Annotated in this window: 10 protein-coding genes and 1 pseudogene; 6 read left to right on the top strand and 5 right to left on the bottom strand. The window is 60.9% G+C overall.

Going from position 1 to position 13,332, the window contains the following annotated elements:
- Positions 1-37: 37 nt before the first annotated feature.
- Positions 38-1,129 carry a DNA recombination protein RmuC gene (locus KBX19_RS00605; RefSeq protein ID WP_255995708.1) on the bottom strand — a complete coding sequence of 364 codons (1,092 nt, stop codon included), beginning with the start codon at positions 1,127-1,129 and terminating at the stop codon, positions 38-40.
- A 21-nt stretch (positions 1,130-1,150) separates the two neighbouring features.
- Positions 1,151-2,731, bottom strand: coding sequence for an AI-2E family transporter (locus tag KBX19_RS00600; RefSeq protein ID WP_370686975.1), 1,581 nt, complete (start codon positions 2,729-2,731; stop codon positions 1,151-1,153).
- Between the two features lie 152 nt (positions 2,732-2,883).
- Between KBX19_RS00600 and KBX19_RS00595 the strand changes: the two genes are divergently transcribed.
- The 4 genes from KBX19_RS00595 (at position 2,884) to KBX19_RS00580 (ending at position 6,213) form a co-directional block, all read left to right on the top strand.
- Entirely contained in the window at positions 2,884-4,368 is a 1,485-nt protein-coding gene (locus KBX19_RS00595) for a metallophosphoesterase family protein (protein WP_255997038.1), read from the top strand.
- 143 nt (positions 4,369-4,511) lie between these two features.
- Positions 4,512-5,597: a redox-regulated ATPase YchF gene (ychF, locus tag KBX19_RS00590; protein ID WP_255997037.1), complete on the top strand. Its 1,086-nt coding sequence runs from the start codon at positions 4,512-4,514 to the stop codon at positions 5,595-5,597.
- 39 nt (positions 5,598-5,636) lie between these two features.
- The gene (locus KBX19_RS00585; protein WP_005290974.1) at positions 5,637-5,918 is read left to right on the top strand and encodes a type II toxin-antitoxin system RelE/ParE family toxin; all 282 of its coding nucleotides are present in this window, start codon (positions 5,637-5,639) and stop codon (positions 5,916-5,918) included.
- A gap of 34 nt (positions 5,919-5,952) precedes the next feature.
- Complete coding sequence (locus KBX19_RS00580; RefSeq protein WP_040424570.1) at positions 5,953-6,213, top strand: HigA family addiction module antitoxin; 261 nt, start codon at positions 5,953-5,955, stop codon at positions 6,211-6,213.
- Positions 6,214-6,267: 54 nt separating this feature from the next.
- On the opposite strand, the gene arfB is transcribed toward KBX19_RS00580, so the two are convergent.
- The 3 genes from arfB to KBX19_RS00565 form a co-directional block, all read right to left on the bottom strand.
- Positions 6,268-6,711, bottom strand: a complete 444-nt coding sequence (gene arfB / locus KBX19_RS00575; protein WP_255997036.1) for an alternative ribosome rescue aminoacyl-tRNA hydrolase ArfB — start codon at positions 6,709-6,711, stop codon at positions 6,268-6,270.
- Between the two features lie 31 nt (positions 6,712-6,742).
- Complete coding sequence (locus KBX19_RS00570; RefSeq protein ID WP_255997148.1) at positions 6,743-7,024, bottom strand: putative glycolipid-binding domain-containing protein; 282 nt, start codon at positions 7,022-7,024, stop codon at positions 6,743-6,745.
- A 433-nt stretch (positions 7,025-7,457) separates the two neighbouring features.
- Entirely contained in the window at positions 7,458-7,769 is a 312-nt protein-coding gene (locus KBX19_RS00565) for a helix-turn-helix domain-containing protein (RefSeq protein WP_255997035.1), read from the bottom strand.
- A gap of 611 nt (positions 7,770-8,380) precedes the next feature.
- On the opposite strand from KBX19_RS00565, the gene KBX19_RS00560 reads away from it, so the two are divergent.
- Positions 8,381-12,049 (top strand): hypothetical protein, encoded by a 3,669-nt coding sequence (locus KBX19_RS00560; protein ID WP_255997034.1) that lies wholly within the window; start codon positions 8,381-8,383, stop codon positions 12,047-12,049.
- A gap of 286 nt (positions 12,050-12,335) precedes the next feature.
- Positions 12,336-13,323, top strand: a pseudogene (locus KBX19_RS11350) (NAD(P)-binding domain-containing protein).
- Positions 13,324-13,332 lie beyond the last annotated feature (9 nt).

The raw sequence follows: 13,332 nt of genomic DNA, 5'->3' as shown, positions 1-13,332 counted from the left end.
TGTGTGATGTTACCGTGCCGCCGCGCGCGGACAGCTTTTACTCGACGTGGGAGTGCGAACTTTCTTCCCCGTTGGCGGTGCGTGCCCGGGCAGTCACCGCACGGAGTTCGGTGGGTTCACTAGTCGTACGCCCGGGCAAGTCGAGGTCTTTCAGCCGGCGTGCGGTGACCATGACGCGGGCGTCCATTGACCCGAGCGTGGCATTGAACGCCTCGACGGCCTTATCCAACGAGCCGCCGACGCGGTTGTAGTGCTCCGCCATGGTCCCCAACCGCGTGTACAGCTGCGCACCGAGCCGCTGCACCTCGGCCGCCTTCGCGTTGATGTCTTCTTGCTGCCATCCCAGCCCGACGGTGCGCAACAACGCGAACAGGGTGGAGGGGGTGGCGATGACAACGCCTCGCGCAAATGCGTCGTCAAGCAACTGCGGATCTTGCTCGAGCGCTGCGTCGAGGAAGGGGTCGGCGGGGATGAACATGACCACGAACTCGGGCGTCGGCGCGAAAGCCTCGACGTACGCTTTCTGCCCGAGTGTTGCCACGTGCTGCCGCAGTAGGTGGCTGTGCCTGCGCAGATAGCCGGCTTTCTCCTCGGGATCCTCCGTGTTGAGCGCGTCGAGGTAGGCGCTGAACGGCACTTTCGCATCCACCACGATGTTGCGGCCGCGGCTTAACCGGATGATCATGTCGGGGCGGAGCAGCTGACCGTCGATACGCGCTGCTTGCTGCACATCGAAGTCGCAGTACTTGACCATGCCGCCGAGCTCCACGACACGTTCGAGCTGCATCTCGCCCCAACGCCCGCGCGTGTTCGGTGAGCGCAGCGCGTTGACCAGCTGATCCGTGCGATCGCTCAGCCGCGAACTCGCACGCGTCACGGCCTGCACCTGCCCGGCGAGCGCTGAGTGGGCGACAGCGCGATCTTCATCCATGTCACGCAACTGCGCCGCGAGCTTATCGACGGCCCTCTCCAACGGCTCCAACTCCCGCCGCACATCCTGCCGCGGCGGCTGGGAAGGCGGGGATGCGGGGCGGCGCAATAGGTGCATCGCGGCCGCACCGGCAAGCAGCCCGAGAATGAACGCGAGGAAGACAAGGGTGAAAGTCAGCGCTGGGGACACAGAACTCATGTGTCTCACCCTTGCATACGGTTAGGACATGTCCTCGCCGCCACCCTTGGATGTACCGAACGGAAGTTCGAAACGGCGAGTTTTCCGTGCTGAGCCGTTCGAGCCGTTCGCGCCGTCGCCGCCGGTCTTCGCTGAGGCGGTCTTGTCCTCTGTCGTGTCCGCCGTCTTGTCCATTGCTTTGTCGGAGCGGCGTCGGGCGGCCACCTTGTTCCACTGGCGCACGAGCGTTGAGCCGGGGGAGGGGGCGGGTGCGTCGGGCTCGTCGTCAATGCTCGGCGCTTTCCAGACATGGTTGTCGATGAGCTCATCGCGTTGCGCCGCGCTTTCCTGCTCTTCTGCTTCGGCGAGCGCCTTGCCCACGTCGGTGGCGAACTCAAGGTCGCTTGCGCTGACTTCACCGGCGTGCAGCTGGAGCATGTCCTGCATGTAGCGGAAGATCACGGCAACGGTCGCGGCGGCGGGAACAGCTAGGAACGCGCCGACGAGGCCGAAGAGACCGCCGCCGACTGTGACGGAGACCAAGACGACCACAGGGTGCAGGTTCATCGCGCGGGACTGCAGCAGCGGGGAGAGGACGTTGCCTTCAAGCTGCTGGACGGCGATGACGATGCCCAGGACGATGAGCGCCTCGGTGAACCCAAGGGAAACGAGCGCGATGATCACGGCAAGCGCCCCGGCGACAATTGCGCCGACAAGCGGGATGAAGCCTGCCATGAACGTGATCACCGCAAGGGTGAACGCCATGGGCACGCCGACCGCCCACAGACCGACGCCGATACAGACAGCGTCGATAAACGACACGACCGCCTGGGCGCGAATGTATCCGCACAGCGTGTTCCAGATGCGGGTGAGCAGCTCGGTGGCGTGCAGTCCGGCGCGGCCGCCGGTGGCGGAGCGGACCCAGGGGAGGAACTTGGGGCCGTCGTTAAGAAAGAAGAAGGTGAGGACCACGACAACGACGAAGGTGATCATCATCGACGTCGCCGTGCTGATACCGGAGAAAATGCCGCCTGCGATCGCGCCGGCGCGGTTTTGGACCCAGGTGATCGAGTCTTGGACGACTTCGTTGATCTGCTCCGCATCCACGCTGAACGGCAGCGAATCCTGGTTCTGCAGCCATAGCGCCAGGCTTTGCAGCCCTTGCCCAGCCTGGATGGCAAGGACGCGGGAGTTCGTGATGATGTCCGGCAGGATCATCGACACGAAGAACACCAGCACAGCCAGCGCCAGCAGCATCGATATCAGCGCCGACAACGCACCGGGGAGGCCGTGTTTGCGCAGGAAGCTTGTCACGGGTTCGAGCACGGTGCACACGATCAGTGCGAGGACGATCGGCAGGATGCCGGCCCAGAATTTGCCCACCAGGTACGCCAGCGCACCGATGAGGATGAAGATGGCCACCATCCGCAGCGAGAACAGCGCGGTCGATTTCATCCACGAGTTGAACACCACCGCGCGGTCGACGCGGTTGTCGTATTCGTGGGATTTCTTGTCGCCGGCGTTAGCTTTATCGGAGGCTTTGACCTCCTCCGCGAGCTTTTGCGCGGAACCGGAGGCCATGGCGGCGCCCGCGTCCTCGCCACCCTTCGTCGTTTCAGTCACGGAGACTATTGTGCCCGAAGCACCAGCAGCCCCGCTAAGCAATGCTTATCGACGATTCCTCCCCGCTCACCCAGCAACCACACCCCGTCCGTGATACCTTGCCTGCGAACGCTGCTCTTCCCGTGCCGCGCCTGTTTGCTGAAAGGCCTCCCATGTCGCTGACTCCCGCCCGTTCCCTGAAAGTGACCGCAGCCGCGATGTCCCTCGCGCTCGGTCTGTCGTTCACCGCCGTACCAGAAGCTGTTGCGCAGTCCAGTCAGCCTGGAGGATCCAGCCAGGCAGCCGGTGGGCCGATCTCGTCCAGTCACGTGCATGTCGGCGCTACCTCTGCCGACATGAACTTCTCCTGGCGCACCGCTTACAACGGCCAGGAGTTTGTGAAGTACTACCCGACTGACGCCCCTGAGGCGGTGAACGAAGTGGCCGCTACGGAGGCTGACTTCGGCGCCATCGCCTACCGCGCCAACCACGCCACCGTCACCGGTCTGCAGCCGGGCACCGAGTACACCTACCAGCTCGGCTCCGATGAGGGCGGATGGAGCGAAGCGGCGACCTTCCGCACCCAGCCGGCAGGAGACAGCTGGAACTTCCTCACCTTGTCCGACGCCCAGATCGGTGTGAACCTCAAAGTGGACGAGCAGGCTGAAGCGTGGCGCACTGCGGTCCGCCAAGCCACCGGCGCCTACCCGGACTCCCAGTTCATCGTCCACGCCGGTGACCAAGCTGAGGGCTGGGGTGACCCGATCAAACAGTGGGAGGCGTTCTTTACCGCTGAAGAGCTGCAGTCCTACCCGCTCGCTATGGCGAAGGGCAATCACGAGCTGTTGCCCACGTCTATCGTCGATAAGCACTTCAAAGAGCACGGGAACCTGCCAAACGCGAAACCGGGTGACGCGAACTATTTCTTCGAGCGCAACAATGCCCTGTTCATCGTTTTGGACTCTAACGAAACCGGAAACAAGTACTCCGAGCCGATCGATTCGAAGCGCAAGCGGGCGATCGAAAAGCAGTCTCAGTTCGTGCGCGAGACTACCGCTGCCCACGGCGCGGACAAGGATTGGACCATCGTGGTCATGCACCACGCTCCGTACTCCCACGGTGGCCGCTACCACGAGAAAGAGATCACGCAGATGCGCGAAGGCCTTGCGCCGGTGTTCTCCGAAACCGGTGTGGACCTGGTGCTCAACGGCCACGACCACATGTACAACCGCAGCCACCTGATGAACGGCACCGAGCCCGTCATCCCGGAAGACACGCCGAAGCCCGGCGACGTGCTGCGCCCGAAGGCTAATGAGACCGTCTACATGACAACCACGACCGCAGGCGGCGGCAAATACTACGACTTCCACACCCGCGACGGTAAGAAGCGCAAGGAGTTCACCGATGTCTCCCAGACTTACGGTAAGGACTTTGCCATCCCGGAGATCGCTGTGTGGCGCCAGGACTACAACCCGGATTACGCCAACATTGAGGTGAGCAAGAATACGCTCACCGTGCGTACGCACAATGTCGCCGACAACTCGGTTGTCGACGAGTTCACCATCGACCGCAGCGGCGCAGCCCCTGCACAACCCGGTGGTGGCGAAGGCAATGGCAGCTCCTTCGGTTCTTCTGGCTCCTCCCAGCGCAATAGCTAGGGCGGTTCCGCTTGCTCGGCAGGCGGGTGACATTGCCCGTCAATTCGGCCTCGAGCTGTAACCATAGCCGCGCTAGCCTGCGGCTGGCCGCGCCCCGGCCCAGTCTGAACTGGCAGCCGGGGCGTACGTTATGATTGGCCAGCGTGAGCCTTACTCTTGGAATCGTCGGCCTGCCTAACGTGGGCAAATCCACCCTGTTCAACGCGCTGACCCGCAATGAGGTTCTGGCGGCGAACTACCCGTTTGCCACCATTGAACCCAACGTCGGCTTAGTGCCACTGCCGGACAAACGCCTGGACCGCCTCGCGGAGATCTTCGAGTCCGCGGAGATTCTTCCGGCGACGGTGTCGTTTGTCGACATCGCAGGCATCGTCAAGGGTGCGTCCGAGGGCGAGGGCATGGGCAACGCCTTCCTCGCCAACATCCGCGAGGCGGACGCGATCTGCCAGGTGGTTCGCGCATTTGCTGACGACAACGTCATCCACGTCGACGGCCACGTCGACCCAGCCAGCGATATCTCTGTGATCAACACTGAGCTCATCTTGGCCGACCTGCAGACGATCGAGAAGGCCTTGCCGCGCCTGGAGAAAGACGGCCGCAAAGACAAGGACATCGCTGCCCAGGCCGCCGAGGCCAAAAAGGCACAGGAGATCCTGGAGTCAGATCGGACGCTGTTCGCCGCCTCCAAGTCAGGCGAGATTGACCTCGCGCTCGTGCGCGATTTGCACCTGATGACCGCGAAGCCGTTCCTCTACGTGTTCAACTCCGACGAGGGGGTGCTCACCGATGACGCGAAGAAGGCCGAGTTGCGCGAACTCGTTGCGCCTGCTGAAGCCGTGTTCCTCGACGCGCAGACTGAGACCGAGCTCCTTGAGCTTGACGACGAAGACGCCGCCGAGCTCCTCGCCGCCGTCGGCCAGGACGAGCCAGGCTTGTCGACGCTCGCGCGCGCCGGCTTTGAAACCCTCGGCCTGCAGACCTACCTGACTGCTGGTCCGAAGGAGTCCCGCGCCTGGACGATCCACAAGGGCGACACTGCTCCGAAGGCCGCCGGTGTGATCCACACTGACTTTGAGAAGGGCTTCATCAAGGCTGAGATCGTGGCCTTCGATGACCTCGACGAACTCGGCTCCATGGCCGAGGCCCGCGCGAAGGGCAAGGTCCGCCAGGAGGGCAAGGACTACGTCATGGCCGATGGTGACGTGGTTGAGTTCAAATTTAACGTGTAGCGTTATTGACGCTTCGCGTTATGGGGGATAGGGTGAAGCATGATCCAGTCGTTCGCTGACAAGGACACTGAGCGTCTGTGGAATCGAGAGCGGGTTCGCTCGATCGATTCCCGCATTCACTCAGTAGCGCTGCGCAAGCTTCGCCAGCTTGGGTACGCGCAGACTCTTGATGAGTTACGGATTCCCCCGGGAAACCGGCTCGAGGCGTTAAAAGGTGATCGGCGGGGTCAGTTCAGCATACGAATCAACGACCAGTGGCGGATCTGTTTTCGGTGGTCCGCCGCGGGGCCAGAGGAGGTTGAGATCGTTGACTACCACTGACAAGCTCCCTCCGGTTCACCCCGGTGAGATCCTCATGGAGGACTTTCTCAAGGAAATGGGGATCACCCAGCACAAGCTCGCCGTCTCCATCGGCGTTCCGCCCCGCCGGATCAACGAAATTGTTCACGGTAAGCGCGCTGTAACCGCGGACACTGCTCTTCGTCTAGCGAAGTTTTTCGAGATGAGCCCCCAGTTCTGGCTCGGGTTGCAGACCCAGTACGACCTGGATGTGGCAGAAGACAAAATCCTCGCCGAGATCGAGCGAATTCAGCCGGTTCACGCTGTCTCGGCGTAGCGGTTACCCGAACCAGGTCCGTCAGCGTGAGGATATGCACGCGGATGATTCGAACTAGGGAATTTGGGGCCGCCGTCGCGTGGACTTGAGTTCCGAGCGCCGCTTTTTCGCTTCGAGACGGCGTCGCACCGAGCCGCGCGTCGGCTTCGTCTTCCGCTGCGGGGGAGGCGGCGGGGCGAGCGCCTCCCGCAATAGGGTGGCCATGCGCTCGCGCGCCTCAGCACGGTTGCGGACCTGAGACCGCTGCGTCGACGCGCTCACGGTGAGCACCGTGCCGGCCAGGCGGTGTTCTAGGTTGCGCAGGGCGCGGCGGCGTTGGGCGTCGGAAAGCGATGCGCATTCCGCGATATCGATGGAGAGCTGCACTTTGCTGTCCGTCGTGTTGACGCCCTGGCCGCCCGGGCCCGACGCCTTCGCGAACCGCTCCGTCAGATCCGCGGCGGCGATGACGAGGCCGCCGGGGATGCCCGGGCCGGGTGCGATGGTCAGGTCGTTCATACCGCCCAGCTTAGTTAGAGTTGTTTCCGGATCAGACCCGCCGTGCGAGATCAGGGTAGTGTACGACCACTCCGTCACCGTCGACCTCCAACTCGACGTCGACTCCCCGTGTTCTGCTTTTGTATCGGACAGTTTCAGCATCGACGGAGCGGTAGTACTGGTCTGATGCGATCACCTGGAGGGACGGTATATCAATCCAAGCCATGATCAGCTGCGTTTTCGGAACCTGAGTCTCAAGCAGCGTCAAGCGACGAATAGGCATTGTGTTGGTGAGAGGGCACAGACCGAGATCGCGATCGAGTGCGGCTTTCAGGTCGGCTGACTGGACGATACCGGGGGGATGGTGCGAAAAGGCAGGTAGCTTTCGACTGAAACTCGGTCGAGTTCAAGTTCAACGTGTAACGCGGGGTGTTAATGACGCTTCGCGTTATTGGGGTAGTTTGAAGCGTAGCTCAGTAGTTCACCGACAAGGACGCTGAACGATTGTGGAATCGAGAGCGAGGTGGAGATTTTGACTACCACTGCCAAGCTCCCCCTATACATGAACTAGCCCCCGAAAGTTGGACTGGTTTAATTCTAGGCTGTGAGGGGTTCAAGGGTCTGATTCTAATACTGCATCGGGGTCAGGCCCTTTCAGCGAACTTCGTGCTCTCAATGAAAACTGCTCCCCACTAGTCGGTAACTGATTTCTCAGTCCAACTAATGGGGTGCAGTTCACCCCAGGCTGGCGGGGTTTTTACTTGTGCTCATTGCTGGCCACCGCCCAGGAGCCGAGCGAGACGGTGGATCTGCTGATCACTCAGCGGGGGAGCAGCGGCGATGCGGCTCACGGCCGACTCGATATCCTCAAATGTCGGCTGGCGGCCGGTGGGGCGTTTGAGGGCCTCGAGGTCAGCCCTCTCGATCTTGATGCGCCCACCGATTTTCCTGGCGCGCAGATGCCCCTCGGAGATGTACTTGCGGAGGGTGGAGTAGCCGCCGAAACCTTCGGCCACCGCATCCTGCAGGGTAAGAAGTGTTTTCTCGTCTTCTAGTGACGGTAAGGCGAATGCGCCCATGGAAACTCCCGGTAGCGTTTCTCCTTCCGTCAAGAAGGCGCTACCGGAGCCAATCGGCGCTCCGGCCCGGGGTCCATCCCCTCAGGCGTATTCGGCGAGCCCGTTCCGTCGCGCGGGCCAGTGGCGACCATTGTCGCCAGACGTCCAATCCAGTGACGCCCCAGGCAATTACTCCCGTCATGCTGCAGATGAAGGATAGTCACACCAGCACAACGTGACACCAGAATAACACGGATGAGCGGCCCAGAGCGTGACTGAGCGCTGTGAAGTTGTAGTTATGTGAAACGTGGTGGTCCAGTTCAACATATAGTGCTCTGCCGTAATTACTCTTCTGATATTGATCAATTTGGGGCTGCGCGTTCAGGTATAAGGAATCGGTTATCCATTAAACTCTCTAAAGCTGGATCTGGAGCGACCTTGTTTATGGGGAGTAACTTGCGCGACTGGAGGCGTGTCCCGTGAGGACTAGAGCAGGCTACATTGACCGAAGTAAGCTGAAGAACTGGGCCGATACTCGTAATTCGGAGTCTGAACTCCCGCGTCTGGTTCGTCGTCTCATCCTTGAAACGACACCGGGGTTGGTCCAGCTAGGGATGCCCGCAGGCGACGGCGTGGCAGCAGGGGATTGGGACGGTTCTGTTCGGGCAACCGAAGCGACGGCTTGGGTTCCAGATGGTTTGTCGGTATGGGAGTTGTCGGTTAATTCCAGCCCTAACAAGAAGGCCGATGAGGACTATTCTAAGCGAACAGACACTCCAGACGGCACACGGACCGCTGAATGCACCTATATCGAAGTGATCCTGCGCACTTGGACGGCACGGGACAAGTGGGCTACAAATAAGCGAAACGACCAGGTCTGGAGAGACGTCAAGGCTTTCGGGCTTGATGATATCGAGACCTGGCTTGAGGCCGCCCCAATTACATGGGCGTGGCTGTCGGAAGAACTGGGGCTTTCTCCATACGGACTTCGCACCGGTCTGACCTGGTGGCGAGATTGGGCAGCACAAACGAATCCAACATTGATACCGAAAGTTGTGCTCGCCGGTCGAACTGACACTGCCAAGGATCTTGAAGACCGGCTTGGTTCATCCGGCTCCGTCACTACGATTGCTGGCGCCTCGATGGAGGAAGTATGCGCCTTCATCGCTGCGATCGCCGTCAACCTTGATGACCAGGGCAGCGGCCAGATGCTCGCACGGCTCGCATTCGTCGACGACATATCCACATGGAGGCAGTTGACAACCTCGTCCCAACCGCTCGTCTTGGTCCCTCGCAGGCCCGAGTTGGCAAGCGAGATCCCCGCAGGTACTGTGCACAACTTTTGTGTGCCGGTTGTCTCCAACGAAGGTGCCGACGTCACACTTCCAGCGTTGGATGCTGCTGAGGCAGCAGTCGCGCTGACGAGCGCCGGAGTCACAGATAGAGATAGGGCCGATGAGCTCGGTAGGCTCGCACGGCGAAGCTTGACCGGTCTGCGGCGAAACTTGGCTGTAAAGGCCGTCCTGCATCGACCGACCTGGGCTGATGCGAGTCCGTCCCGAAACTTCCGATCAATCCTGTTGGTTGGCTCCTGGGGAGACAATGCAGAATGGGATCGTTCGATCCTCGAGGCGCTCACGGGAACCGACTACGAGTCGTTTAGAGAGGCGATCACAGGAACAGCCGACAATCCTACCGATCCTCTGGTAATCCGCACTGGCGAAGCTTGGCATCTTGTCTCACCGGTGGATGCTTGGATGCTGTTGGTGCCGAAGCTGACTCACGATGACATGAAGCGGTTCGAGACCATCGTCGAGAGGGTCTTCGCAGAGGATGATCCGGCCCTCGACCTACCGCGGGATCAACGGTGGAGAGCATCGATTGATGGCAAAACCCGTCGCTACTCCGGTGACCTCCGCCGCGGCCTCGCTCAGTCGCTCGCTCTATTGGGAATGTACGGCGAAACTGTCGTCTTGTCGGGTGGAGTATCAGGGTCAGACTTCGCAAACTATCTGGTTGGGAAGCTACTCGAATGGGCGTCGACAGATGATACCGGGCGAGCGTGGCAATCATTAGCTGACATCTTGCCCCTCCTCGCTGAGGCCGGGCCGGACGCCTTCCTCGATGCGGTCAGTGCAGCAACAGCGGGCGATGCCCCTCTATTGGCCACCATGTTCCAGGACAACGCCGACGAATCGGGAATCTTCTCGGGCGGAACTCCCCACAGCAATCTGCTGTGGGCGCTCGAGTGCGTGTCCTGGTCCTCTGATCATTTCGGACGTGCTGTCGATCTCCTGGCACGCCTTGACGAGATCGATCCGGGTGGTCGGCTGGCTAACCGTCCCGCGGCCTCTTTGGCTGCAATGTTCCGCCCGTGGCATCCAGATAGCTCTGTCGATCCTGACCGGCGACTTATTGTCCTCGACACGTTGCGCCGAAGACGCCCTGGCGTCGCCTGGAAGTTGGAGTGCAGCATGCTTCCTGAGGGGCACGGGACACATTTCCCGATTAGTACACCTGCGTTCCGAACTTGGAGGCCGGACAAACTATCTGTGACATACGGCGAATTCTGGAAGATGACGACCGCCGCGGTAGAGCGTTGCATCGAAGATGCTGGTCAGGATGCGCAGCGCTGGTCAACGATCCTTTCTCACACGGCAGAGTTACCACCAGCAGACCGAGCGCGAGTGGTGGATGCTCTCGAATCGATGGCCGACCAGCCGCGGTTTACGGCTGACTTTCGAGAAGCGGTGTGGCGAACCCTGGTGGACCTCATCGGCCGTCATCGCAAGTTTCCGGATGCTGCCTGGACACTTCCCGACGAGGAACTCGGCAAGCTCGACGCACTGGCAGCGCGCTACCAGCCGAGGTCTGCGTATGTCCGACTGATCGGACTCTTTCAATCATGGACTCCGTATATCGGCGCTCACAAACAAGATGATTATGAAGCCTTTGAACGTGAGCTCGGGCGCCGACGCGTCCAAGCCGTAGAGAAGATCGAGGCCGAGGGCGGTTTTGACGCCATCACGAGACTGGCACGAGACGCGTCGGTGCCGGGGGCCGTTGGTATCGCCTTGGCGAAAATCGGCTCGTCGCACGATGATGAGTTGCTCGGTTGGTTGACGTCTGCCGACCAGGATCTCGCCAGCACCGCGATGTCGTATTTCTCGACTCGCTATTCCCTAGAAGGTTTCGCTCTGATCACAGACTTCCTTGAACAGAGCGATCTTACGGTCGATCAACGTGTTCGACTCCTGCTTGTCGCGCGCGACAACCTCGCGGAGGTATGGGCTCTGGTTGATACGGACCCGGATCTTGAGGCCCGGTACTGGAGGGCATTCCAGACAATCGGCTTGGGGCAAGACATTGACAAGATCGACGAAATTGCTGAGCACTTGATCCAAGTTGGCCGCCACGCCGACGTTGTACATCTCATGAGCATGTACACCCACATCGACAAGGACGGTCCGCGTCCCCAGGTAGCGAAACTCATTGTGCGAGCACTGGACGGGCTCCTGGCAGATCAAACTCCATCTGCCGCTGCTCGTGATCTATCGTCCTATGATTTTCAGCGGCTCTTCGCCTACCTCGAAGCTATGCGCGAGCACCTTGAGCCTGGCTGCCTTGTTCGACTACAGTGGTCGTACCTTCCGGCGCTCGGCTATGACGCGAGAGTCCCAGCGCTATCCGAAAGCTTAGCTGCCGACCCTGCAAAATTCGTCGAGATCGTGTGCACTGTTTACCGTGCCCGGCCGAGCGGCGAGGACGGAGAAGGCGCCGAGGACCCGGCTGGCGAAGAACAACACGACGCTTCCCTGGCAACCAATGCGTACCGCTTACTCAATGCATGGGACACACCGCCCGGCCTCGTCGATGGCGTCATGAATGCCGAGGTGCTTCGAGCCTGGCTTGATCGAGCTATGGAGCTCCTGGCTGAACGAGGCCGGACCGAGGTCGGCCTGCAGCAGATTGGCCAGGTTCTCGGCCACACCCCACCAGACGCTGACGGCACCTGGCCGGGCAACGTCGTGCGGGATCTCATTGAAGAAGTGCAGCTTGATCACATTGAGACCGGTTTGTGCCTCTATATCCTTAATAGTCGTGGAGTTACTAGTCGCGGCTTGGAAGACGGCGGCGAGCAGGAGCTCAGGCTTGCTGCGGACTATCGAGTCAAGGCCCAAGCATTCGCCGACATCGCGCCTCGAGTGGCTGGTTTGTTTAGGAGAATCGCTGCCTCGTACGAAAACGACGCACGACGGAACGAGGAGGACGCAGAACGTTTCCGGCGCGGGCTGCACTGAGCGGCATAAATCGCGTCACACAGCGAGTTTGCAGGACACTGTGAGCTGGAGTGTGTATGCACATCGCTCGAGACGTTATAAGAATATGGAATGTGGTCGAGTCCAAGTTCAACGTGTAACGCGGGGTGGAGAAGCTCCCCCTGCACGTTACTTCTGAAACTGCTGACCTTTCGATCGCAGTCATTGAGCCCCGTGGCCGACAACAGGTTCGAGTCGATCCAGCTAGCTGGCCTGCTGGATGAGGATAAGCTCGCGGGCGGCATGCGCGTGAAGCTGACCATTCTCGATGGGGAGTTTATGGAGGGATGATCGATTGGCTGAGCATCACACGGCCATCGTCGTCGGTGGTGGCCAGTCCGGCCTAGCCACGGCATACTACCTGCGGCGCTTCAAAGTGGACTTCTTGGTCTTAGACAATCAAGAGGAACCCGGCGGAGCGTGGTTGCACGCGTGGCCTTCACTGACGCTTTTCTCCGCCGCGGGGTTCTCCAACCTGCCCGGCTGGCCTATGCCGCAGTACCCGGGGTATCCGCCGGCACGCCATGTCATCGACTACCTCGAACACTACGAACGGCGCTACGACCTCCCGGTTCGGCGCCCAGTGCGCGTTCGCAGCGTTTCTCTTGATGGTGGGGTGTTCCATCTGGACACGTCTGCCGGTCAGTTCACAGCAGAGCACGTGGTCCGCGCCCTTCGTGCCCCACTATCCTGGCACCTTCCGCGGACGCCAGTGGCACTCGTCGACCTACCCCGGGCCTGAACCATTCCGCGGCGCGAAGGTCGCGGTGGTCGGTGGGGCGAACTCGGGTGCCCAGATCGCTGCCGACCTCATCGGGCCGTCGGAGGTCACATGGTTCACGCTTGAGGAGCCTCGCTGGATGCCTGATGATGTCGATGGCCGTGATCTTTTCTTACGCAGCCGCCGTCCGATTCTCGGCGGTGATTCCGGCCCGACCCTCGGGGATATTGTCGCGCTTCCTCATCTACGTGAGCTCCGCAACTCCGGTCAGCTCACCGCTACCCCCATCTTCGATAGCCTGAGCGAGCTCGACCACGACCACCTGATTTGGTGCACGGGTTTCCGTCCGGCTCTCGGCCCATTCCGCCACCTCATGCGCGGCCGCGAAACCGCGGTGAAGAATCTGCATCTAGTTGGTTACGGCAACTGGACCGGCGACGGTTCGGCAACCCTGATGGGTGTCGGGCCCTTTGCCAAACACACTGCCCGGGTAGTCGCGGGCCGTGTCGATGAAGCTCGGCACCAAAAGTTTTGAGATGACGCT

Source organism: Corynebacterium sp. CCUG 71335 (genome assembly GCF_024454075.1).
GTDB lineage: Bacteria > Actinomycetota > Actinomycetes > Mycobacteriales > Mycobacteriaceae > Corynebacterium > Corynebacterium genitalium.
The sequence above is the reverse complement of the archived record's forward strand: the minus strand, read 5'-3'. Positions and strand labels throughout refer to the sequence as shown.